This is a genomic window from Streptomyces sp. NBC_01298 (assembly GCF_035978755.1).
Lineage (GTDB): Bacteria > Actinomycetota > Actinomycetes > Streptomycetales > Streptomycetaceae > Streptomyces.
Map to the genome: position 1 here is coordinate 5,708,146 of NZ_CP108414.1, position 23,047 is coordinate 5,731,192.

Annotated in this window: 19 protein-coding genes and 1 tRNA gene; 16 read left to right on the forward strand and 4 right to left on the reverse strand. The window is 72.0% G+C overall.

What is annotated here, in order from left to right; all coding sequences use genetic code 11:
- Nucleotides 1-112: 112 nt before the first annotated feature.
- The 10 genes from OG730_RS25920 (at nt 113) to OG730_RS25965 (ending at nt 14,342) form a co-directional block, all read left to right on the forward strand.
- The gene (locus tag OG730_RS25920) at nt 113-1,762 is read left to right on the forward strand and encodes a beta-N-acetylhexosaminidase (protein WP_327306486.1); all 1,650 of its coding nucleotides are present in this window, start codon (nt 113-115) and stop codon (nt 1,760-1,762) included.
- A gap of 425 nt (nt 1,763-2,187) precedes the next feature.
- Nucleotides 2,188-3,120: an FAD binding domain-containing protein gene (locus OG730_RS25925; protein WP_374323622.1), complete on the forward strand. Its 933-nt coding sequence runs from the start codon at nt 2,188-2,190 to the stop codon at nt 3,118-3,120.
- Nucleotides 3,117-5,114 (forward strand): 2Fe-2S iron-sulfur cluster-binding protein, encoded by a 1,998-nt coding sequence (locus tag OG730_RS25930; protein ID WP_327306487.1) that lies wholly within the window; start codon nt 3,117-3,119, stop codon nt 5,112-5,114. The genes OG730_RS25925 and OG730_RS25930 overlap by 4 nt, the downstream gene beginning before the upstream one ends.
- A 44-nt stretch (nt 5,115-5,158) precedes the next feature.
- Nucleotides 5,159-7,444: a xanthine dehydrogenase family protein molybdopterin-binding subunit gene (locus OG730_RS25935; RefSeq protein WP_327309425.1), complete on the forward strand. Its 2,286-nt coding sequence runs from the start codon at nt 5,159-5,161 to the stop codon at nt 7,442-7,444.
- A 146-nt stretch (nt 7,445-7,590) separates the two neighbouring features.
- A complete protein-coding gene (locus OG730_RS25940; protein ID WP_327306488.1) occupies nt 7,591-8,091 on the forward strand; it encodes a DUF2563 family protein in 501 nt (166 codons plus the stop codon).
- Nucleotides 8,091-9,569, forward strand: a complete 1,479-nt coding sequence (locus OG730_RS25945) for a WXG100 family type VII secretion target (RefSeq protein ID WP_327306489.1) — start codon at nt 8,091-8,093, stop codon at nt 9,567-9,569. Before OG730_RS25940 ends, OG730_RS25945 begins: the two co-directional genes overlap by 1 nt.
- 21 nt (nt 9,570-9,590) lie before the next feature.
- Nucleotides 9,591-10,769, forward strand: coding sequence for a type VII secretion-associated serine protease mycosin (gene mycP, locus OG730_RS25950; RefSeq protein WP_327306490.1), 1,179 nt, complete (start codon nt 9,591-9,593; stop codon nt 10,767-10,769).
- 56 nt (nt 10,770-10,825) lie between these two features.
- A complete protein-coding gene (locus OG730_RS25955) occupies nt 10,826-11,251 on the forward strand; it encodes a hypothetical protein (RefSeq protein ID WP_327306491.1) in 426 nt (141 codons plus the stop codon).
- 16 nt (nt 11,252-11,267) lie between these two features.
- Nucleotides 11,268-13,628 (forward strand): hypothetical protein, encoded by a 2,361-nt coding sequence (locus OG730_RS25960; protein ID WP_327306492.1) that lies wholly within the window; start codon nt 11,268-11,270, stop codon nt 13,626-13,628.
- Between the two features lie 108 nt (nt 13,629-13,736).
- Nucleotides 13,737-14,342 carry a hypothetical protein gene (locus tag OG730_RS25965; RefSeq protein WP_327306493.1) on the forward strand — a complete coding sequence of 202 codons (606 nt, stop codon included), beginning with the start codon at nt 13,737-13,739 and terminating at the stop codon, nt 14,340-14,342.
- A 57-nt stretch (nt 14,343-14,399) separates the two neighbouring features.
- Here the strand turns inward: OG730_RS25965 and OG730_RS25970 are convergent.
- Nucleotides 14,400-14,474, reverse strand: a tRNA-Cys gene (locus tag OG730_RS25970).
- Between the two features lie 202 nt (nt 14,475-14,676).
- Here OG730_RS25970 and OG730_RS25975 point away from each other — a divergent pair.
- The 6 genes from OG730_RS25975 (at nt 14,677) to OG730_RS26000 (ending at nt 20,912) form a co-directional block, all read left to right on the forward strand.
- A complete protein-coding gene (locus tag OG730_RS25975; protein ID WP_327306494.1) occupies nt 14,677-16,134 on the forward strand; it encodes an MFS transporter in 1,458 nt (485 codons plus the stop codon).
- Nucleotides 16,135-16,396: 262 nt separating this feature from the next.
- Nucleotides 16,397-16,597, forward strand: a complete 201-nt coding sequence (locus OG730_RS25980; RefSeq protein ID WP_327306495.1) for a hypothetical protein — start codon at nt 16,397-16,399, stop codon at nt 16,595-16,597.
- Nucleotides 16,594-16,992, forward strand: a complete 399-nt coding sequence (locus OG730_RS25985) for a type II toxin-antitoxin system death-on-curing family toxin (RefSeq protein ID WP_327306496.1) — start codon at nt 16,594-16,596, stop codon at nt 16,990-16,992. The genes OG730_RS25980 and OG730_RS25985 overlap by 4 nt, the downstream gene beginning before the upstream one ends.
- A 193-nt stretch (nt 16,993-17,185) precedes the next feature.
- Nucleotides 17,186-18,970 (forward strand): DEAD/DEAH box helicase, encoded by a 1,785-nt coding sequence (locus tag OG730_RS25990; RefSeq protein ID WP_266877913.1) that lies wholly within the window; start codon nt 17,186-17,188, stop codon nt 18,968-18,970.
- A gap of 404 nt (nt 18,971-19,374) precedes the next feature.
- A complete protein-coding gene (locus OG730_RS25995; protein ID WP_054222485.1) occupies nt 19,375-20,016 on the forward strand; it encodes an IclR family transcriptional regulator in 642 nt (213 codons plus the stop codon).
- A 98-nt stretch (nt 20,017-20,114) separates the two neighbouring features.
- Entirely contained in the window at nt 20,115-20,912 is a 798-nt protein-coding gene (locus tag OG730_RS26000; RefSeq protein WP_327306497.1) for a S16 family serine protease, read from the forward strand.
- Here OG730_RS26000 and OG730_RS26005 read toward each other — a convergent pair.
- The 3 genes from OG730_RS26005 to OG730_RS26015 are packed head-to-tail and all read right to left on the reverse strand — an operon-like array spanning nt 20,842 to nt 23,040.
- On the reverse strand, nt 20,842-22,137 hold the full coding sequence (locus tag OG730_RS26005) for an MFS transporter (protein WP_327306498.1): 1,296 nt from the start codon (nt 22,135-22,137) through the stop codon (nt 20,842-20,844). The two genes, OG730_RS26000 and OG730_RS26005, sit on opposite strands and share 71 nt — an antisense overlap.
- Nucleotides 22,134-22,379 carry a hypothetical protein gene (locus tag OG730_RS26010; protein ID WP_327306499.1) on the reverse strand — a complete coding sequence of 82 codons (246 nt, stop codon included), beginning with the start codon at nt 22,377-22,379 and terminating at the stop codon, nt 22,134-22,136. The genes OG730_RS26005 and OG730_RS26010 overlap by 4 nt, the downstream gene beginning before the upstream one ends.
- 37 nt (nt 22,380-22,416) lie before the next feature.
- Entirely contained in the window at nt 22,417-23,040 is a 624-nt protein-coding gene (locus OG730_RS26015) for an ArsR/SmtB family transcription factor (protein ID WP_327306500.1), read from the reverse strand.
- Nucleotides 23,041-23,047: the final 7 nt, after the last annotated feature.

Below are 23,047 nucleotides of genomic sequence, written 5' to 3' on the forward strand. Positions count from 1 at the left end.
CACACGTGCGCCCGGGGGCCTTTTCCGTGCCCCGGGGGCGGGTTAGGGTCGCCGCATCAGCGCCATGTGAAACGTGCGTTGCACATGCTGCAACGGTGGAGGAGCCGATCCCATGCCCGAGTTGATCCCGCAGCCCCGGTACGCGCGATTCCTGCCCGACGCCGGCACCTACGAGCTCACCGACCCGCTGCTCGACGCCGCTCCCGGTACCGAGGGCGCCGCCCGCTGGCTGCGCCGCGAACTCGGCGCGGCCACCGGCTGGGCGCTGCCGGCCCCGGCCCGCGGGGAGGCGTCCGGCGAACGCCCGGTCATCCGGCTCGCGCTGCGCCCGGACATCGCGCGGGGGACCGGGGCCGAGTCGTACGAGGTCCACGTCGCGGCCTGCTCCGTCCTCCTGGAGGGCGCCGATGAGGCGGGCCTCTTCTATGCCGCCCAGACGCTGCGTCAGCTCCTGGGCGCCGACGCGTACCGGCGGGCGCCGCTGCCCGGAGCGGTGTGGCGGCTGCCGGTCGGCGATCTCCAGGACGGGCCCCGCTTCGGCTGGCGCGGGCTGATGCTCGACGTGGCCCGGCACTTCATGCCCAAGGACGCGGTGCTGCGGTACGTCGACCTGCTCGCCGCCCACAAGCTCAACGTGCTGCACCTGCACCTGACGGACGACCAGGGCTGGCGGGTCGAGATCAAGCGCTACCCGCGGCTCACCGAGGTCGGCGCCTGGCGGGCCCGCAGCCGGTGGGGCCACCGGGCCTCGCCGCTCTGGAACGAGACCCCGCACGGCGGCTTCTACACCCAGGACGACCTGCGCGAGATCGTCGCGTACGCGGCGGAGCGGCACGTGCGGGTGGTGCCGGAGATCGACGTGCCGGGGCACTCGCAGGCCGCGATCGCCGCGTACCCGGAGCTCGGGAACACCGACGTGGTGGACACGGCGGCGCTGGAGGTGTGGGACGACTGGGGCGTCAACGAGAACGTGCTCGCGCCCACCGAGGCCGTCCTGCGGTTCTACGAGGGGGTCTTCGAGGAGCTGCTGGAGATCTTCCCGCCGGAGGTCTCGCCCTTCGTGCACGTGGGCGGCGACGAGTGCCCCAAGGCGCAGTGGAAGGCCTCCGCGGCGGCGCGGGAGCGGATCCGGGAGCTGGGGGTCGACGGCGAGGACGGTCTGCAGTCCTGGTTCATCCGGCACTTCGACGGCTGGCTCGCGGAGCGCGGCCGCCGGCTCATCGGCTGGGACGAGATCCTGGAGGGCGGACTGGCCCCGGGAGCGGCCGTGTCCTCCTGGCGCGGCTACGAGGGCGGCATCGCCGCCGCGGAGGCCGGCCACGACGTGGTGATGTGCCCCGAGCAGCAGGTGTACCTGGACCACCGTCAGGCGGGCGGCGAGGACGAGCCGATGCCCATCGGGTACGTGAGGACATTGGAGGATGTGTACCGGTTCGAGCCGGTTCCGCCGAAGTTGTCCGAGGAGGCCGCCGCCCACGTGCTGGGCGCGCAGGCCAACGTGTGGACCGAGGTGATGGAGGACCAGAGCCGCGTCGACTACCAGGTGTTCCCGCGCCTCGCGGCCTTCGCCGAGGTGGTGTGGTCCCGGCTGCCGGAGCCCGCGGAGCGGGACTACGCGGACTTCGAGGCGCGGATGGCGGCCCACTACCGGCGGCTGGACGCCCTCGGGGTCGACTACCGGCGACCGGGCGGCCCGTTGCCGTGGCAGCGCCGGCCCGGAGTGCTCGGACGCCCGATCGAGGGAGCGCCCCCGAACGTGTGACGGGCCCGCGGCGCGGGCCCCGGCTCGGGCCTCCGTCGCGGCCGCTGTCCCGGCGGCTGTCCCGGCCGCTGTCCCGACCCCTGTCCAGGCGCCCGGACCGAGGCCCGGACGGAGGCCCGGGGCAGGGTCCCCGGAGCGAGGTCGGGGCGGGGCCGGATCACGGGCGGATCGCAGTCGGATTGCAGTCGGATCGCGGCCGGATCACGGTGAACGCCGCGGGTGGTGCGGGGGCCCCGCGGAGGGCGTGTTCGCGGGCGGGGGCGGGGTCTTGCGGGGGTGGTGCGCCGGTGGTGCGCGGGCGGTGGACCCTCGCGTCCGGTGCTCCGGAAGATGTGCCAGAGTTGCCACGTCCCGGCGGTGAGCACGTACCGTACGGCGGACAGGCGTGAGCGCCGGGACCGGGACATCGGGAAGGGGCAGCTGGGTTGACCACGCACGCACCGCACGCACCGCAGGCACGGGACTCGTCCCAGGGGCCCCGCAGCGACCCGCGGGCGGGGAACGCGGAGCAGTCCGTGACGCTGCCGGCCTCGCTCGACGAGGCCGTGGCGGCGCTCGCGGCCATGCCCGCCGCCGTCCCCGTCGCGGGCGGCACCGACCTCATGGCCGCCGTCAACGCGGGACTCCTGCGCCCCGCCGCCCTGGTGGGCCTCGGCCGGATCAACGAGATCCGCGGCTGGCAGTACCAGGACGGCCACGCGCTGCTCGGCGCCGGTCTCACCCACGCGCGCATGGGCCGGCCCGACTTCGCCGCCCTGATCCCGGCCCTGGCCGCCGCCGCGCGCGCCGCGGGCCCGCCGCAGATCCGCAACGCCGGCACGCTCGGCGGCAACATCGCCACGGCCGCGCCCACGGGCGACGCGCTGCCCGTGCTGGCCGCGCTGGAGGCCGTGCTCGTCATCGTCGGGCCCGGCGGGTCGCGGCGCGAGATCCCGGTCTCGCACCTGCTCGCCGGCCGGGAGATGCTCCGCCCCGGAGAGCTGATCGGCTTCGTGCGGGTGCCGTTGCTGCACGCGCCGCAGGTGTTCCTCAAGGCCACGGGCCGTACGGGACCGGGGCGCGCGGTGGCGTCCGTAGGGCTCGTACTGGACCCCGCGCGCCGAGGTGTCCGCTGCGCGATCGGCGCGGTCGCCCCGATGCCGCTGCGGCCGCTGGAAGCCGAGCAGTGGGTTGCTTCGTTGATCGACTGGGACGGGGACCGCAGCCTGGCCCCCGAGGCGCTCGAAGCCTTCGGCGAGTACGTCGCGGCGGCGTGCGTGCCCGACCAGGGGGAGCCGGTGGCTCCCGCAGTACTGCATTTGCGGCGGACGGTGGCCGTGCTGGCACGGAGGGCCCTGGGGAGGGCGCTGAGCTCATGAGTGAGAACGACAACACGGGTGCCGCGGGCTCCACGGGCCCCCACTGGGGCTGGGAGCCGGTGCCGCACGGCGGCGAGTACGACTCCGACGCCACGGCCTTCGTGAAACTGCCGCAGGACATGCTGGACGCGCTCGGCACCGGGGAGCCCCTCGCGGCCCCCGGGCACGGCTACGTGCCGCCGCCGATGATCGTGCCGCTGGGCACGGGGAGCACGGACCCCGCGGCCACGGGTACCTGGACGATCCCGGTGCAGTGGCCCGAGGCGGGCGCGGCGGCTCCGGCGGACGCGGGTGCGGACGCGGGCGCTCCGGGGGTCGCTGCGCGGGCGCCGATCCCGGCGTCGGTGCCGATCCCGGCCTCGGTGGCCGCGGCGTTCGCCGATCCGGCGGCCGAGCCGGTGGCCGAGCCCGTCGCGGATCCCTACCGGGAGTCGTTCGGCGAGCCCTTCGCGGAGCCCTTCGCGGGGCCCTACGGGGACCCCGTCGGGGAGTCCTTCGGGGGCTCCGCCGGGGACTCCATCGGGTCCGCCGGGGAGTCCTTCGCGGGGAGCCGGGCCGGCGCGCACGAACCGGGGGCGACCGCCGAGTGGCACTTCCCCGAGGCGGCGGCGAGCGACGTGTGGACCCCGGGCGGCGCCGGCGACACCGGCAGCTTCGGGCAGCTCGCGGCGGCGGCCGACTGGAGCCGGGCCCCCGCGACGCTGCCGGGCGGGGCCGCGGCCCCGTGGGCGACGCATCCGGACTTCGAGGGTGCGCGCGGGTACCTGGCGCAGCAGCCGGACGGGGACGGGGCGGGTTCCGATCCGCTGGGTTCCGGCCCGCTGGGCTCCGATGCGCTGGGCTCCGATCCGCTGGGCTCCGGGGTGCTTCCCGGGGATTCCGCACCGGCCGGCGGACCCTTCGGCCCGGCCCCGGGGCGCGGACCGCGCGTGCTGGGCGGCCCGGGCGTCGGTACCCCGCTGGAGGGGGAGCCGGTCCACCCGGCCCCGCACGACATCGAAGCCGCCCACGGCCCGGCGCAGGTTCCGGACTCGGGGGAGCGGCAGCATCCGGGGAGCGAGAGCGAACCCGGCGGCGAAGCCGGGGCCGAGGGCGAAGCCGGGGCCGCCGAGGCGGAGCCGGGGTTCGGCGCGGGCGTGCCGGGCCAGGGCGAAGCCGGGGCCGGGCCCGTGCCGAGTAGGGACGACGCCGACCTGGCTGTCGAGACGGCTCCGGCGGGGACGGCCGAAGGGGTTCCGGCCGAGGGGGAGACGTACGAAGAAGAATCCCTCGAGGGGGCGTCCGGAGCGGACGCCGGGGCCGTGGCCCAGCACGAGCACCCGTCGGCCTCCTACGTCCTGCGCGTCAACGGCGCCGACCGGCCCGTCACCGGCGCCTGGATCGGCGAGTCCCTCCTCTACGTGCTGCGCGAGCGCCTCGGCCTCGCCGGCGCCAAGGACGGCTGCTCCCAGGGCGAATGCGGCGCCTGCGCCGTGCAGGTCGACGGCCGGCTCGTCGCCTCCTGCCTCGTCCCCGCGGCCACCGCCGCGGGCAGTGAGGTCCGTACCGTGGAAGGCCTCGCGACCGACGGGGAACTGTCGGACGTGCAAGAGGCGTTGTGCAGGTCGGGTGCGGTGCAGTGCGGGTTCTGCGTGCCCGGCATGGCCATGACCATCCACGACCTGCTGGAAGGCAACCACGCCCCCAGCGAGCTGGAGACCCGCCAGGCGCTGTGCGGCAACCTCTGCCGCTGCTCCGGGTACTCGGGCGTCATCGAGGCCGTCCGCGAGGTCGTGGCCGAGCGCGGCTCGGCGGCGGAAGCCGCCGCCGCGGCCTCGGCCGAGGCACGGATCCCGCACCAGGCCCCGCCGGGCGAGGGCGGCTTCCACGGGCCGCAGGGCGACGCGGGCCGGCAGGGCGACCACGGAATCCAGGGCGACCACGGAGTCCAGGGCAACCACGGAGTCCAGGGCAACCAGGGCAACCACGGCAACCACGAGGGAGGCACGGCGTGAGCGCCCACGACGCGGCGACGGTCCCGGTATCGGTCACGACACCGTTGCCCGAGGGCACGGAGCCGTCGGAGTCGGCGGTCCCGCGCGGCATCGGCGCGTCCGTCCCGGCCACCGACACCCGCGCCAAGACCGAGGGCACCTTCCCCTACGCCGCCGACCTGTGGGCCGAGGGCCTCCTCTGGGCCGCCGTGCTGCGCTCCCCGCACGCCCACGCCCGCATCCTCTCCATCGACACCTCCGCCGCCGCCGAGATGCCCGGCGTGCGCGCCGTCGTCACCCACGCCGACGTCCCCGGCGCCACCACGCACGGCCGCCGCATCGCCGACCGGCCCGTCTTCGCGCACGACGTGGTCCGCCACCACGGCGAGTCCATCGCCGCCGTCGCCGCCGACCACCCCGACACCGCACGCCTCGCGGCCGCCGCGATCGCCGTCGAGTACGAGCTCCTCGACCCGGTCACCGACCCCGAACAGGCCTTCGGCGCCCCCGACCTGCACCCCGACGGCAACCTGATCCGGCACATCCCGCTGCGCTACGGCGACCCCGAAGCCACCGGCGACGTCGTCGTCGAGGGCCTCTACCGCATCGGCCGCCAGGACCCCGCCCCCATCGGCGCCGAGGCCGGGCTGGCCGTACCGCGCCCGGACGGCGGCGTGGAGATCTACACCGCCTCCACCGACCCGCACACCGACCGCGACCTGGCCGCCGCCTGCTTCGGGCTGGAACCGGACCGCGTACGGGTCGTGGTCACCGGGGTCCCGGGCGCGACGGCGGACCGCGAGGACGCCGCGTTCCAGCTCCCGCTCGGCCTGCTGGCCCTGCGCACCGGCTGCCCCGTGAAGCTGGCCGCCACCCGCGAGGAGTCCTTCCTCGGCCACGCCCACCGCCACCCGACGCTGCTGCGCTACCGCCACCACGCGGACCTGGAGGGCCGGCTGGTCAAGGTCGAGGCCCAGATCCTGATGGACGCCGGCGCCTACGCCGACGCCTCCTCGGAATCCCTGGCCGCCGCGGTGGCCTTCGCCTGCGGCCCGTACGTGGTTCCGCACGCCTTCGTGGAAGGCTGGGCGGTCCGTACGAACAACCCCCCGTCGGGCCACGTGCGCGGCGAAGGCGCCATGCAGGTCTGCGCGGCCTACGAGGGCCAGATGGACAAGCTGGCGGCCGCCCTCGGCATCGACGGCGCCGAACTGCGCCTGCGCAACGTCCTGGCCACCGGCGACCTCCTCCCGACCGGCCAGACGGTCACCTGCCCCGCCCCCGTGGCGGAACTCCTGCGCGCGGTCCGCGACCACGAGCTGCCCGCCCTCCCCAAGGACACCCCGGAGGAGGACTGGCTGCTCCCCGGCGGCCTGGAGGGCGCGGGCGAGCCGGGCGCGGTGCGGCGCGGGGTCGGGTACGGGGTCGGCATGGTCCACATGCTCGGCGCCGAGGGCACCGACGAGGTGTCCACGGCCACGGTGAAGATCGTCGGCGGCGCCGCGACGGTCATCTGCGCGGCCGTCGACACCGGCCAGGGCTTCTCCACGCTCGCCCGCCAGATCGTCCAGGAGACCCTGGGCGTCGACGAGGTCGTCACGGCCCCGGTCGACACCGACCAGCCGCCGGCGGGCCCCTCGGCCCACGGCCGCCACACCTGGGTCTCGGGCGGCGCGGTGGAACGCGCGGCGAAGATGGTCCGCACCCAGCTCCTCCAGCCGATGGCGCACAAACTGGGCATGTCCACCGAACTCCTCCAGATCGCGGATGGCCGGATCACGTCGTACGACGGCGCGTTCTCCACGACCGTCGCGGAGGCGATGGAGGGCAAGGAACTCTGGGCCACGGCCCAGTGCCGCCCGCACCCGACGGAGCCGCTGGACGGCGACGGCCAGGGCGACGCCTTCGTCGGCCTCGCCTTCTGCGCGATCCGCGCGGTGGTCGACGTGGACATCGAGCTGGGCTCCGTGCGCGTCGTGGAGCTCGCGGTAGCCCAGGACGTCGGCCGCGTCCTCAACCCCCGCCAGCTGGAAGCCCGTATCGAAGCGGGCGTCATCCAGGGCGTGGGCGCGGCCCTGACGGAGAACCTCCGCACGGCCTCGGGCCTGATCCGCCACCCGGACCTGACGGGCTACGCCCTGCCCACCTCCCTGGACGCCCCGACGGTCCGCATCGTCAAACTCGTCGAGGAACGCGACGTGGTGGCCCCCTTCGGCGCCAAGCCGGCGAGCGCCGTCCCGGTGGTCACGGCCCCGGCGGCGGTGGCCTCGGCGGTCCGCGCGGCCACGGGCCGCCCGGTCAACAGGCTCCCGATCCGGCCATCGGCGGCGGTGGCGGCGCCCAACTCGTGACCTTGTGACCCTGATTGCACCTGCAACTCGGAACTTGGGCCTGTCGGACTCTCTCGATACAGTGTTTGTGGACACTGGCGACGTGCGTGTGCGAATGCGCGCGAAGCGGGTGTGAACGGGGACGACGGGGAGTCGGGGAGGCCATCGTGGCAGTGGACTATGGGCCGGGCGTGTTCGGAGTGGACTTCGGTGTGGGCGTGGCCTCACCGGCGGCTCTGGGCGCGCTCCAGGTCGAGTACGAATCGCTGACGGACTACAAGAAGCGGGTCGACGGTCTGCTGGAGAAGCTGGACGGCTCCCCGGCGAGCGACAAAAAACTGGCGGACGGCACCCTCCCGGAGAACTCCCTGGGCGAGGGCTTCGCGGAGGCCAAGCGACTGTTCACGGCCTACTCGACGGTGCACACGCAGTTGCTCGCGCTGTCCAAGGGGCTGGCGGATCAGATCGAGGGGCTCGGTATCGCGATCCAGACGGCGGGACGGGGCTTCGGGAACGTGGACGAGGACACGAAGCGGCGGATGCTGGCGATCAGTGAGCAGGCGAAGGCCAACTACGTCCCGGAACGGGACCCTCTCGCGCCTCCGCCGCCGCACAGTTCTGCCTCGCAGGGCGCAACTCCCGGTGCGACGCAAGGTGGTGGCTTCTAATGGCGACGAACTTCGAGAACCACACGCACCAGCAGCTGCTGGCCATGCTCGCCTCGGCCAACGCGGAGACCCTCAAGGAGCGCGGCGCGCAGCTGACGGACGCCGCGGCGACCATCAAGGAGATCGGCGAGAGCCTCAAGGACCACCGGGTGACCGGCTGGGAAGGCGAATCGGGCACGGCCTTCCAGGACTGGGTCAGCCGCGCGGGCAACGCGACGCTGCGCCTGAGCGAGTACAGCGCCGAGGGCGGCAAGCAGCTGACGCAGGCCAGCCAGGTCGTCATCGAGGTCAAGGCCAACATGCCGACGTACGACTCGACGGCGGCGGCCAACCTCGAAGCGGCCCGCGAGTACCACAACGACCCGGACGCGCAGCAGATCGGCCAGCAGGCCCACTCGAAGCTGAGCGGCGACCGGCAGCAGGCGATCCAGCAGATGACGAAGCTGGCCCAGGGGTACGAGGCTTCGGCCACCGGGATGGAGATGGCGGAGGTTCCGACGTTTCCGGAGCCGCCGCCGGCGTTCGTTCCACCGAGGGTGCACGGGTCTGAAGATGTAGCCCGCTCCAGTGGCGGCACCGGAGGGACCGGATCAGGCGGATCGTCGTATGCGCCGGTAACGGCGACGCACAGTGGTTCATCGCCCGATTCTGACTCCTCAGGTGGTGCGGGCAGTACCGGTCTGACGCCAACTGCTCCGACGCCGGGCCCCGTTCCGGTGCCACCGGACCGCAGCATTGGCACTGGACTCGACACCGTCGGCCCGGTACCGAGTACGACCCTTCCCCCGGCCCCGGGAGTACCCGGCGGTCCGGGGCCGGTCGGGCCGGGCGGAGGCGGTCCGGGTGTCACCCCCGGAGGGTTCGTCCCGCCTCTGACGCTACCGCCGGGTGTTGGCACACAGAAGCCGATCGGGGGTGTCGGCCCTGGTGGCTTCGGTCCCGGCGGGAGCATTCCCGGAGCCGGCGGGATCGGCGGTAAGGGTGGCGGACTAGGCGGTGTTGCTGGGCTGCCCCCGCGCGACAGCGGGATCAGTGGCGGTAGGCCTGTCACGCCCGGTGGGCCGGGTACGAGCATTCCTCGTGGCACGGTCATCGGCGGTGAGGGCTCTCAGGCAGCTGGTCGCGGCATGGGCATGGGTGGCGGCATGGGCGGAGGCCCGCACGGCGGTTCCGGCGGTGCTTCCATGGCCGGTCGTCGTCTCGCCACCGAACCGGGCGGTGTCGTCGGTGGGCGTCAGCCGGGGGCGGGGGGGCGCTCGATCGCAGGTGGTCAGCCGTTCACTCAGGGCGGTACGGGACTGGTTCGTGGTGGATCGGGTGCTGGTCCGGTGGGTGGACCGATGGGTCACGGTGGCGCGGGTGCACATGCTTCGGGCAGGCGGGGCGACGGGCAGCGGGGTGAGCGCGCTGACTATCTGGCTGAGGATGCAGAGACGTGGCAGGACGGCCGTGGCGTCGTTCCGCCGGTGATTGACTGACTGGAGTAGACGTTGCACGGGATGCGTATGCGCAAGGCGACCGCGGTCTTGGCGGGTTTCCTGCTGGCGGGGGTCGCTGCGACTCCAGCTCACGCAGAGACCATTAGGTCGAAGCAGTGGCACCTCACGTCGATGAAGGCCGATGACATCTGGAAGTCCAGTACTGGTAAGGGTGTCACGGTCGCTGTCATCGACGGTGGAGTTAATCGCATCCCTGAACTGGAAGGGCAGGTAGTCCCCGGAAAGGACTTCGCCACGACCTATGACGGAGACGAACGAACGGACTCGAACGAGCACGGTACTGCGATGGCTGCGTTGATCGCGGGAACCGGTAAGCACCCAAGCGGTGATGGGTCGTTCGGCCTTGCTCCAGGGGCTAAGATCCTCCCGATCCGCGTGCCCGAAGCCGTCGACGTAAGGAATGCATCCTGGACTGCGGCGATTCGGTACGCGGCGGACTCGGAAGCGAAGATCATAAACATTTCGCTGGCGTCTTCTGACGAAGACCCGGCGCGCCTTGATGTAGTGAAGTACGCGCTTTCTAAAGGCAAGTTGATCTTTGCCGGTGTCGGCAATGACGGGGACTCGACGAACAAGTTGATGTATCCGGCAGGGACGCCCGGCGTGGTGGGTGTCGGGGCTGTCGATTCCACTGGCAAGGCGACTGCGGAGTCACAGCATGGTTCGCAGGTGGATCTGTCGGCCCCGGGTATCGACATCATCTCGGCCTGTTCTGGGAAGACGGGCTTGTGCAAAAGCCACGGCACAAGTGACGCCACCGCCCTCGCCTCCGCCTCCGCCGCGCTGATCTGGTCCGCCCACCCGGAGTGGACCAACAACCAGGTTCTCCGGGTCATGATGAACACCGCCGGCAAGCCCCTCGACGGCGCCGAGCGCAGTGACTTCATTGGGTACGGCACCGTCCGCCCCCGCATCGCCGTGCCCAACCCCGGCGACCCCGGTCCCGCGGACGTCTACCCGCTCCCCGACCTCGCCGCAGCCGGCGGCGGTACCGGGACCAAGGTCCCCTCGGCGCCGTCCTCCGCCGCACCCTCCGGCCAGGCGGCCACCCCCGCCCCCCAAGCCGAGGCAAAGGCAGAGGGCAGTGGCAGCCTCCCCTGGCTCGCCCTCGGCCTCGGCGCCTGCGTGCTCATCGGTGGAGCCGTCACCGCGGTCGTCGTCCGGCGCAGGGCACGCTGAGTCGCTGAGCCGCGTACAGCCGTACCGCCGTACAGGCAGAAAAGGGAGCGCACGCCGTGTCATTCGACGAGGAGTGGTCCGAGGCCCGGACCACCGCCGCCGCCAACGTCGCCACGCGGCTCAACAGCGTCCCGGCCGCGCCCGGGCCCGGCGGCGGCAGCGCCGATCTGGAGCTGAACCAGGACCACATCGGCGAGGTCGGCTCCGAGGCCTACAAGCTCCACACCCGGCTCTCCACCGACGGCAAGCACGCCGCCGCCTCCACCGCCGAGGCGGCCGGCGCGCTCACGCGCGAGGGCTTCGCGAGCGGTGCGGCCCTGCTCAAGGTCAACAGCCGCTGGGAGAGCCAGCTCAAGACCCTCGTCGCCGCCTGCGCGAACATCTCCAACGGCCTGAACTACTCGCTCTCCTCGCACAGCAAGGAAGAGCAGCAGCTGCACGCCGATTTCACGGCCTCCAAGATCGACGAGCTCCTCAAGTGACGAAGGTTTCGCACACGTGCTGACGTACGAGAACGTCGTGAACGCGCCCCTCGGTCCGCTCCAGACCGCGATCACCGACTGGGCCGCGATGGTCAAGAAGCTGGACGAACTGGCGGAGTCGGCCCGCAACGGCATGAAGGCCAAGTCGGACAAGGCCCAGTGGAACGGCGTCACGGCAGGCGTCGCCCGCCCCTTTATCGACAAGACGGCCAAGGAGTTCGACGACGCGGCCCGCGAGGCGAAGGGCATCCACAAGGCGCTGGCCGAGGGGCACGAGACCTTCAAGGCCTCGCGTGAGCAGCTCCGGAAGATCGCCGACGTCGAGGCCCCCGCGGCCGGTTTCCGGGTGAGTGCCGACGGCAAAGTCGAGACGGCGCCCTTCGCGAGCGACGCGGACCGGTATGCGGCCCGCCACGATCCGGACTACCTGGAGTCCGTCCGTGTGAACCTTCCGCTCTGGCAGGCGAAGGTCGATGCCGTCGTCGATGCCTGCGACGACGTCGATCAGTCGCTCGCCCGCCTGCTCACCGCCAATGTCGCGGACGACCACGACTTCACCGCGGCCAAGTACGGCAGCCTCGACGCCGAACAGGCCGCCCGTGCCGCGGAGCTCGCGAGGAAGGGCCGCGGACTCACGCACGAGGAGCTCGTCGAGCTCAACGAGCTGCTGGCCGACAACGCTAAGGTGCCGGAGTTCTCGACGAAGTTCTACGAGGCGCTCGGTCCCAAGGGCGCGCTGGAGTTCTTCGGAACGATGTCCACGGACACCTTCGACTATGCGAAGCAGGATCCGCAGCGGCTGGGGGACGTACGGGAACTCCAGCGAAACCTTGGCTTCAACCTCGCCACGGCCACGAACTCCAGGACCGAACCGCACCTTCCGGACAGCTTCGCCCAGGACCTGCGCAGACTCGGCACCGAGCGCATCCCGCTGGCCCGCTACGACCAGAACCCGCCCTACGGTTACCAGTTGCTCGGCGGCATCATGCGCTACGGCGCCTACGACCCCAAGTTCCTGGTCCCGATCGCCGAGCACGCCACCCAGATCCACGCCAAAGACCCGAACTTCTTCAACGGGGCACGCCAGATCAACGGCTACGGCAAGAACATGCTCAACCCGTCGGGCATCAACGGCGCCGGCTACGACCCGGTGGTCAGCTTCCTGGAGGCCCTGGGGCACAGCCCGGAGGCGTCCCGGCAGTTCTTCGACCCGGAGGGGCGCCCGCACGCGTACAACCACGACGGCACGGAGAAGTCCGGCCCCGCCGACCTGGGCAAGGGGCCGGACAAGAAGCCGATCACGAGCTACCTCGACTTCTTCGCCAACGAGAAGTACGACTTCACCATCGATACGGAAGGTACGAACCCGGACGAGCTGAAGAAGGTCCAGCAGTACATGCCGGATGCCCTCGGTCATGCTCTGGAGGCGGCAACCCTCGGTCACGCCTGGGACGACTCCAGGCCCGTCCTCGACCGGACCGAGGCGGGCGCACGGGTCATGGACGAGGTCGTCGCGAAGTACGGGGGCGATGCGGGTCTGCTCAAGCACCAGGAGTCGCTCGCGGACAGCCTCGGCACCATGACGGCCGGGTACATCGACGATGTGAACCATGCGCTGAACGACGAAGAAGGCAAGAAGAACCAAACGGGCAACAGCGTCTTCGCCCCGGGTGCGGACGACAAGCAGGCGCACGCCTCGATGGATCGCGCGGGTGCCCGTGATCTGTTGAGTGCGCTGGGGCAGCACCCCGACGCCTACGCGACCGTCTCCACGGCCGAACGGGTTTACGCGGCAAGCGTTCTCGAGACCCAGGCCGTGCACGACGGACAGGTCGATCAGGGCCGTGCCCGGTCGACCATCAGTACGACGGCAACGGTCCAGGGGATGCTCGATGAGTCCCGGGCCGGGCAGGTCGCGGCCGAGGGTGCGGACAAGTACGAGGAGTACGAGAAGGCCCACGAGAAGAAGGCGGCGTGGGTCGAGTTTGGCGCCGCCGGAGCGGTGGCGGCCGGTGTGGCCTTCCTGCCCGCCACCGTGGCTGCCGCAGGGGTCGCGGCGATCGTCGTTCCCCTGGCGACGGACCTGGCCAGCGGAGCGGTGGAGCAGGCGGCCTCGCAGGTCGTCGGCGAATGGTCCGACGGATCTGTCAAGAAGTACGAGGACGACACGAAGGAAAAGGTGCATCTGACCAACAAGCAGATGTACGAAGCGGGTGAACGCAGCGCCGAAGCCCCTATGAATCAATTCATGGAGCGGCATAAAATCGACAGGAACAGTGAATTCGGGAGAGATCTCATCACTGAAATGGGTTCCGGCTACAGGGATGGGGATTTCCGGGCCGAGCGCCAAGGGCACTCTCCTGAGACGGGTAAGTGAGTGATGGTGCGAAGCGGTTCACGGCTCCTGCGGGCGGGCAGTGTCGGCCTGGTCTTGGTGGGTGTGTTGACGTCCGGATGCGCGTCGCCGGAGGAGCCTGAGGAGCCGGTGCTCGAGCCGAGAGTGGTTGCGGCTACCGGTGTCTGCGGGGGGACGCTCTTCCCGGCCGGCGCGGGTCCGTCCCTTGAGCGCGTTCTGGAATCCTCGAAGTTCGTCATCCGGGACGAGGACAAGGATCTGAGCACTGCGGAGAGCGCCAAGATGCTGGAGGACGCCTACCGCTCCGGGAAGGATGTGCGCAACAAGCCCACGGCTGACTGCAAAATCTCCGGGGAAGAACGGCTCGTCGGTGATTACGAGCGCTACGTGTCGGCCCTGGTGAGATTCAAAGCATTCAGTAAGAAGGCCTGGACCTCCGGGGTGGGGGAAGAGGTTTATGACGAGGGTGTCTCGGTGACGGGGGCGAAGCGCCAGCGCAGCATCGAGTTCGACTGCGTCAGCGCACGCGTCGGCTCCAGTGTCGAGATCCCCCTTCGGGTCACCGTCACCTTCATGAACCAGTTCGGCGAGGGCGCCGACGATGAGGCGGTCCTCGTCAACGACTACCTCCTGCTGGCCCACGCGGCCGGCCTCTCGATGTCCAAGGAGCTGGGCTGCGCCGACAACGGCGGCCTCCCCGCCGGTCCCGAGGGCCTGCCGGCCATGATCCCCTGAGGCTGCGTACGACGAAGGCCGCTCGGGGGAGCGCCTTCCCCTGAGCGGCCTTCGGTCTGGAAGCCGTGACCGGAATCGAACCGGCGTAACTCGCTTTGCAGGCGAGTCCCTCAACCACTCGGGCACACGGCTGGGTGGTGGTGATGTGTATGACCGTACGAGGGGGAGGGAGCGTGGGGAAGGGGTACGGCGGGCGTGCAATGTGACTGCCATGCCGCGTTCACAGAGGGAGTGGGGGAGGGGGCGCGGGACCTTTGGCCTAGGGCTGGGGGAGGGGGTGGGATCGGTCGGAATGACAGGGTCGAAATAGAGGTATGAGCCTTACTCTGGGGCGATGAGCGTCCTCCCCCAGCGAGCTGCTGTCACACCCGCCGAAGCGATACCCGACCCGAAGGGCGGGGTCCTCGGGCCCGCGTACCGGACGCTCAGCATCGGGATCATTTCCGTTGTCTTCTTGATCGCCTTCGAGGCCACAGCCGTCGGGACCGCCATGCCCGTGGCCGCCCGGGAGCTGGACGGGATCGCGCTCTACGCCTTCGCCTTCTCCGCCTACTTCACGACCAGCCTCTTCGGGATGGTGCTCTCCGGGCAGTGGGCCGACCGGCAGGGGCCGCTGCGGCCGCTGACCGTGGGGATCGGGTGCTTCGCCGCCGGGCTGGTGTGTTCCGGGACCGCCGGGGCGATGTGGATGTTCGTGCTCGGGCGGGCCGTGCAGGGGTTCGGGGGCGGGCTGGTCATCGTGGCGCTCTACGTGGTCGTCAGCCGGGCCTACGAGGAGCGGCTGAGGCCCGCGATCATGGCGGCCTTCGCCGCGAGCTGGGTCGTGCCGTCGATCGTCGGGCCGCTGGCCGCGGGGACGGTCACCGAGCACCTCGGGTGGCGCTGGGTGTTCCTCGGGATCCCCGCGCTGGTCTTCGTACCGCTGGCCGTGGCGCTGCCCGCGATACGGCGGAACGCGTCCGGGCCGGTGGACCCCGAGGCGCCGCCCGTGGCGTTCGACCGGCGGCGGATCCGGCTCGCCCTCGGGATCTCGGCCGGTGCGGGGCTGCTGCAGTACGCCGCGCAGGATCTGCGGTGGCTGTCGTTGCTGCCGGGGATCGCGGGGGCGGCCCTGCTGGTGCCCGCCGTGCTGGGGCTGCTGCCGCGCGGGACCTATCGGGCGCGGCGCGGGCTGCCGTCGGTGGTGCTGCTGCGCGGTGTGGCGGCGGGGTCGTTCATCGCGGCGGAGAGCTTCGTACCGCTGATGCTGGTCACCCAGCGGGGGCTGAGCCCGACGATGGCCGGGTTCTCGCTCGCGCTGGGCGGGGTGACGTGGGCGCTCGGCTCGTGGGTGCAGTCGAAGGGGCGGATGGATCCGCACCGGGAGCGGTTGATCGTGCTGGGCATGGTCATGGTCGCGGTGGCCATCGCCGGGGCGCCCGCGGTGCTCGTGGAGTGGGTGCCGGTGTGGACGATGGCGCTCGTGTGGGCGCTGGGGTGCCTGGGGATGGGGCTCGTGATCGGGTCCACGAGCGTGCTGCTGCTGAAGCTGTCGGCGCCGGAGGAGGCGGGGGCGAACTCCGCCTCGCTGCAGATCTCCGACGCGCTGGCGAACGTCGTGCTGCTGGCGGCGGGCGGGGCGGCGTTCGCCGCGCTGGGCGGGGGAGCGGTGGGGGCGGCGCACTCCGTGGCGGAGGGGGCCGGGGCTTCGCACCCCGGCGCGTTCGTGGTGGTGTTCCTGCCGATGGCCTGTGTGGCCTTGGTGGGGGCGTGGGTCGCCACCCGGCTGGACGCGGAGCCCCGGCGGGGCTGAGGCGATGGCCCGGTGGCCCGGCCCGGTGGCCCGGGGTCCGGGCGGGCGGCGCCTGGCCCGTGGTGCGGCGCCGTTGCCGGGGGCCAGCCCCCGGACCCCCGCTCCTCAAACGCCGGAGGGGCTGGATTTTCGCCGGTGTCGCCTTGTTTGTAGGGCCCGGTGGCCCAGCCGGCCCAGCCGGCCGGCGGGGTCGGGTGCTCGGCGGGGTGGGGCGGACGGAATGTGGGGGCGGGTCCGGGACGATCCGGCTTAGCATCCGGGGATGAGTGAGCTGATCATCGTCATGCCCGACGCCGAGCGGGCGGAGCTGGCCGATCTTGCCGATGCCACCGGGCAGAGCGTCGAGGACGCGGTGCTGGCCGCCGTGCGGGGCTGGGTGCGGGGTGAGCGGGAGCGGGCCGGGAGTGAGGCCCTGAGGTTGGCCGGGCGGCATGCCGGGCTGTTGCGGAGGCTCGGGGAATGAGCACCACCAGGCACCTGACCCTCGGAGAGGTCCTCGACCTCGCGCGGTACGCCTGCCTCGCCCAGGACCAGCCCGTCGAGCTGCGCGCCCCCGGGCTGCTGGAGTCGGCCGTGCACCGGCCGCGGGCCCGGATGTTCGGGACGGCGGCGTACGCGGACACCTTCGAGCAGGCCGCCGCGCTGCTGCACGCGATCGCGACGAACCATCCGCTCGTCGACGGGAACAAGCGGACCGCCTGGCTCGCCGCCGCGACCTTCCTCGCCCTCAACGGCGTGGATCTCGGCGACGCGGACCAGGACTCCGCGTACGGCCTGGTCATCGACGTGGCGGCGGGAAACGAGGAGCACATCGGGCGGATCGCGGAGCGGCTGCGCGCGCTGAGCCGAAGAATGTGACGCTCGCCGCACGCGCCGAGGTCACGGGCCTGTCCCTCCGCGAGGGGCGGGCCCGGGCCGGTAGGGTGGCCCGGTTGTCCTACGTACGACTGCCCGTACCGCCGGCCGTAGCGATACCCGGAACGCACCCCCGGAAGATGCCCGGAGTGCGTGCCCGGAACGGATACGCCGCCGAGAGACCGAACCGGAGACCGTGACTACTACCGCCTCCCACCACCTCTCACCCGCCTTCCCCGGCCGCGCGCCGTGGGGTACCGCCAGCGCCCTGCGAGCTTGGCAGCAGGGTGCGCTGGACCGGTACCTGGAGACCCAGCCGCGCGACTTCCTCGCCGTCGCCACCCCCGGCGCCGGCAAGACCACCTTCGCGCTGACCCTCGCCTCCTGGCTGCTCCACCACCACGTGGTGCAGCAGGTGACCGTCGTCGCGCCCACCGAGCACCTGAAGAAGCAGTGGGCGGAGGCCGCCGCCCGGATAGGGATCCGGCTGGATCCGGATTACTCCGCGGGGCCGCTCAGCAAGGATTACCACGGGGTCGCCGTCACGTACGCGGGTGTGGGCGTGCGGCCGATGCTGCACCGCAACCGGTGCGAGCAGCGCAAGACGCTGGTCATTCTCGACGAGATCCACCACGCCGGTGACTCGAAGTCCTGGGGCGAGGCCTGCCTGGAGGCCTTCGACCCGGCGACCCGGCGGCTCGCGCTCACCGGTACGCCTTTCCGGTCCGATACGAATCCCATTCCTTTCGTGGCGTATGAGGAAGGGAACGACGGAATTCGGCGGTCCTCCGCCGATTACACGTACGGCTACGGGAACGCGCTCGGGGACGGGGTCGTGCGGCCCGTCATCTTCCTTTCCTACAGCGGCAACATGCGCTGGCGCACCAAGGCGGGCGACGAGATCGCCGCCCGCCTCGGCGAGCCGATGACCAAGGACGCCATCTCGCAGGCCTGGCGTACGGCGCTCGACGCGCGCGGCGACTGGATGCCGAACGTGCTGCGCGCCGCCGACCAGCGGCTGACCGAGGTCCGCAAGGGCATCCCGGACGCGGGCGGGCTGGTCATCGCCGCCGATCAGGACTCCGCGCGGGCCTACGCCAAGCTCATCCGGGAGATCACCGGGAGCAAGGCCACCGTCGTGTTGTCCGACGACACCGGTGCCTCGAAGCGGATCGACGAGTTCGCCGCGAGCAACGACCGGTGGATGGTCGCCGTCCGCATGGTGTCCGAGGGCGTCGACGTACCGCGGCTCGCCGTCGGCGTGTACGCCACCACCATCTCGACCCCGCTGTTCTTCGCGCAGGCCGTCGGGCGCTTCGTGCGCTCGCGCCGGCGCGGCGAGACGGCGTCGGTGTTCCTGCCGACGATTCCCTACCTGCTGGGCTTCGCGAACGAGATGGAAGTCGAGCGCGACCACGTCCTCGACAAGCCGAAGAAGCAGGGCGAGGAAGACCCGTACGCCGACTCCGAGAAGGAGATGGAGGAGGCGAACAAGCAGGAGGACGAGGACACCGGCGACGAGGAGCAGATGTCCTTCGAGGCCCTGGAGTCCGACGCCGTCTTCGACCGGGTGCTCTACGACGGCGCCGAGTTCGGCATGCAGGCGCACCCGGGAAGCGAAGAGGAGCAGGACTACCTCGGCATCCCGGGACTGCTGGAGCCCGACCAGGTGCAGATGCTGCTCCAGAAGCGGCAGTCGCGGCAGATCGCGCACAGCAAGCGCAAGCCCGACTCGGAGGCGGACCTGCTGGAGCTGCCGGCCGACCGGCGGCCCGTGGTCTCGCACAAGGAACTGCTGGAGCTGAGGAAGTCGCTCAACACGATGGTGGGCGCCTACGTCCACCAGAGCGGCAAACCGCACGGGGTGCTCCACACCGAACTGCGCCGCGTGTGCGGCGGACCGCCGAGCGCGGAAGCCACGGCGGGACAGCTGCGCGAGCGGATCAAGAAGGTCCAGGAGTGGGCCACCCGGATGCGGTGATTTCCTACGGAATACGGCACGGCGGGTGGGCGGAGATTTGTACGGTCTGCGCCCGCCCGGGTCGTCGTAGCGGTGGCGCCGCACCCGTGGTGGGAGGCCCTGACGGGCCGCCCGGGCGGCCCGGGGACACGAGCGGCGACCGGAGGGCCGAAGGTCACGAATCTGCGGCGATGTGCGATTTCAACCGGCACAAAACGCCAGTAGGCGCCCGGATTCTGGACGAGCCCTTCCGCTGAGCGAACCCGCTCGCTACTGTCCCCGCATCGAACGCCCCGTGGCAGCGCCGCCGCGGGAGCGCAGCCGGTGCCATGGCCGCTACCGGCGGCCTCTCCGTGCGTCGCCGAGGGACCGGCGGCGCTATCCCCAGAGAGTCACCGCCGCCCACCGAAAGAGGGAGAGGCGTCGTGACCGCGGAAACCTCCCAGACTCTCGACCGAGGACTCCGAGTTCTCAAACTGCTCGCCGACACCGACCACGGTCTGACCGTCACCGAGCTCTCCAACCGCCTCGGTGTCAACCGCACCGTGGTCTACCGCCTCCTGGCCACCCTCGAACAGCACGCCCTGGTCCGCCGCGACCTCGGCGGCCGCGCCCGCGTCGGGCTCGGCGTGCTGCGCCTGGGCCGCCAGGTGCACCCCCTCGTGCGCGAGGCGGCACTGCCGGCGCTGCGCTCCCTCGCCGAGGACATAGGCGCCACCGCGCACCTGACCCTCGTGGACGGAACCGAGGCGCTCGCCGTGGCGGTCGTCGAGCCGACCTGGACCGACTACCACGTGGCCTACCGGCCCGGCTTCCGGCATCCGCTGGACCGCGGGGCGGCCGGCCGGGCCATCCTGGCCGCCCGTCAGGGCACGCTCATCGAGCCCGGGTACACGCTCACCCACGGTGAGCTCGAAGCGGGCGCCAGCGGCGCTGCCGCGCCCCTCGTGGGCATCACCGGGCTGGAGGGCAGCGTGGGAGTCGTCATGCTGGCCGACGCCGTGCCCGAGCGGGTCGGCCCGCGCGTGGTGGACGCCGCCCGAGAAGTGGCCGACGCCCTGCGCTGAGCCGCGCGGCAGGTTGTGGAACAGGACACCGAGCCGTGTCCCCGATCACCGGGGGCGCGGCTCGACCCGTTGCCGGGCACCCGCGCTAGATTGGCCCGGTGCTCTCTCGCCTCACACGTCTGCCGCGTCCCGCCGCCCTCGTCGTCTGCGCCGTGCCCGTGCTCGCGCTGTTCGCCGTCGCGGCCTTCGCACCGCTGCCCTTCGTGATCGCGCAGCCGGGCCTTACGGCCGACGTGCTCGGCTCCCGCGACGGCAAGCAGGTCATCAGCATCACCGGGGCCCCCACCCGCCAGACCACGGGCCAGCTGCGGATGACCACCATCCAGGCCACCGGTCCCTCCACCTCCGTCACCCTCTCCGAACTGGTCGGCGACTGGTTCGACACCACCCGGGCGGTCATGCCCAGGGCGTCGGTGTACGGATCGGGCGGAAGCGACAAGGAGATCGAGGAGCACAACCTGGAGGAGATGACCAAGTCGCAGTCGACGGCCTCCCAGGCCGCCCTCGGCTACCTCCGCAAGGACCCGAAGGACGTGAAGGTCGAGCTCAACCTCGCCGACGTCGGCGGTCCGAGCGCCGGACTGCTCTTCTCCCTGGGCATCGTCGACAAGCTCGACGGGAACGGCAGCGGCGGCGATCTCACCGGCGGCCGCAGCATCGCCGGTACCGGCACCATCAGCGCGGACGGCGAGGTCGGCGCGGTCGGCGGGGTGGCCCTGAAGACTCAGGCCGCGCGGCGCGACGGGGCGAGCGTGTTCCTCGTACCGAAGGCGGAGTGCTCGGACGCGAAGTCCGAACTCCCCGAGGGGCTCCGGCTGGTCCCCGTCACTTCGCTGACGGATGCGGTCGACGCGCTGCGGGCTCTGCAGAAGGGCGCGTCGGTTCCGTCCTGCTGAACCGGGGCTCCGCCTCCATGCTCCGCCAGGACGGGAACACCAGGGGGGAGAGCGTGGCGAGGAAGTAGACCCCGCCGAACACCAGCAGCGCCGTGGTCACCCCGAAGCCGTCGATGAGCAGCCCCGCGGCCAGCCCGCCCAGCGGCATCGTCAGCTCGCAGCCCGCCTGGGTCACGCCCGCGACCCGGCTGCGCAGCTCGTCGGGCACCTTCTCCAGCATGACCGTGGTCAGGATCGGGTTGAGCACGCCCGCGCCCAGCCCCGACAGCGCCATCGTCACCGCGAGCGGCAGCGAGGTGTCGGTGAAGGCGGCGACCGCGTAGCGCGGGGCCCCGCACAGCAGGAACGCCGCCGCGAACACGGTCCTCCGGGGGAACCGCTCGCCCCAGGCTCCGTAGAGCAGGGCGCCCAGCAGCGCGAACCCGCCGAAGAGGGCGACCATCAGGCCCAGCGCGGTGGCCCCGCCGAGCGCGTCGCGGCCGTGCACGGGCAGCAGGACCGAGGACCAGCCCTGGTCGAGGCCGTTGGTCATCATCACCATCACCGTGACGCCGAGCAGCAGCCGCGTGCGGATCAGGAACCGCCAGCCCTCGGCGAGCTCCGCCCGGTAGCCGGCCAGCGACACCTTCCCGGTGGCGCGCTGCGGCTCGGCGGCCGGTATCCCGCGCACGAAGGCGGCGACCAGCAGCGCGGAGGCGCAGAAGGTGGCGGCGTCCAGCAGCAGCACCGACTCGGCGCCGAGCGTGGCGATCAGTACGCCGGCCAGCGCGGCCCCGATCATGCGGGCCCCGCGCGAGACGGCGTCGTAGAGGCTGGCGGCGCGGGCGACGGTGGTACCGGCGTGCTCGGCGAGATGGGGGAGCAGCACGTAGCGCGAGGCCAGTCCGGGGGTGTGCACGAGGCCGCCGACGGCCATCAGCGCGCACAGCATCCAGAACTCCAGCAGCCCCGCGTAGTGCAGCAGCGGGATGGCGCCCACGGACAGTCCGCAGATCAGGTCGGAGCCGGCGGAGACCCGGCGGCGGCCGAGCCGGTCGATGACCGGGCCCCCGACCAGGGCGGCGATCGCGACGGGCAGGGTGGCGCAGAAGGCGACGATCCCGGCCCGGCCGGCGCTGCCGGTGGTCTGGAGCACGAACCACGGGACGCCGATGAGGGTCAGCGAACTCCCGGCTATCGAGATGGTGTTGGCGACCAGGACGGCGGTGAAGGGGCGACGGTTCACGCGATGCCGCCGTGCGGGCGGGAGATCCGGGCGTTGCGGGCGATGCGTGCGTGCAGGTGCGCGGGCTGGATCAGGTGGATGCCGGTGGCGATCAGGGCCTCGCCGACCCGGTTGCGCAGGGCGGCGGCGGGGTGCCGGCGCAGGTGCGGTGCGGCCTCCCGCGCACGGCGCCAGGCGGCGGCCTCGGCGGTGCGGGTGGTGTGGGTGGCGGCGTGGATCTGGGCATGGCTGAAGGCGTGCACGGCAGGGCTCCTTCTGCGAAAGGGGGTGTGGAGGGCGCTACTTGGTGTTGACCGGGAAGGCGTGCGTGTGGAAGCGGACCAACTCGGTGCCCTCCGAAGGAGGCAGGTCGCGGTAGCTGTTGATCAGGTCGTGGACCTTGAGGACCAGCTCGTGGGTCTGATCGGCCGTCAGCTTCAGCGAGAAGTCGCTGAGTTCGGAACTCCGCCGCCAGTCCATGGCCCAGGTGTGGGCTTCGCCCAGCCAGGTGGACAGTTCCTGTTCGTGGATCTTCACGATCTCGGCGAGGAAGACCTCCGCGGCGCTGCGCGTGACGGGGTCGTTGTCGTAGATCAGCGCCTCGTCGAACTGGGTGCCGTCCTGGCAGGCCCGCCACCAGCGCTCGCGGCCCTTGCCGTGTTCGGGGGCGTCCTCGACGAACCCGTGCGCGGCGAGCTGGCGCAGGTGGTAGCTGGTGGCGCCGCTCGATTCCCCGAGCCGCTCCGCCAGTTGTGAGGCGGTGGCCGGCCCGTGCCGGCCCAGATCGCCCAGCAGGCGGATGCGCAGCGGGTGGGCCAGGCCGCGAAGGGAGTGCGGGTCGAGCCTGCGGACCTTCGGATCGGTCGGCTTCTGGAGGTCGGGGTTCTCGGGGTCGAGGTTCTCGGGGTCGGGGTTCTCGGGCATGCCTCAA

Excerpts from the sequence above, each read along its gene's own strand:
- mycP (WP_327306490.1), top strand. The coding sequence starts at position 9,591 with ATGCGTATGCGCAAGGCGACCGCGGTCTTGGCGGGTTTCCTGCTGGCG.
- OG730_RS25945 (WP_327306489.1), top strand. The coding sequence starts at position 8,091 with ATGGCGACGAACTTCGAGAACCACACGCACCAGCAGCTGCTGGCCATG.
- OG730_RS25920 (WP_327306486.1), top strand. The coding sequence starts at position 113 with ATGCCCGAGTTGATCCCGCAGCCCCGGTACGCGCGATTCCTGCCCGAC.
- OG730_RS26015 (WP_327306500.1), bottom strand. The coding sequence starts at position 23,040 with ATGCCCGAGAACCCCGACCCCGAGAACCTCGACCCCGAGAACCCCGAC.
- OG730_RS25980 (WP_327306495.1), top strand. The coding sequence starts at position 16,397 with ATGAGTGAGCTGATCATCGTCATGCCCGACGCCGAGCGGGCGGAGCTG.
- OG730_RS25930 (WP_327306487.1), top strand. The coding sequence starts at position 3,117 with ATGAGTGAGAACGACAACACGGGTGCCGCGGGCTCCACGGGCCCCCAC.
- OG730_RS25985 (WP_327306496.1), top strand. The coding sequence starts at position 16,594 with ATGAGCACCACCAGGCACCTGACCCTCGGAGAGGTCCTCGACCTCGCG.
- OG730_RS25975 (WP_327306494.1), top strand. The coding sequence starts at position 14,677 with ATGAGCGTCCTCCCCCAGCGAGCTGCTGTCACACCCGCCGAAGCGATA.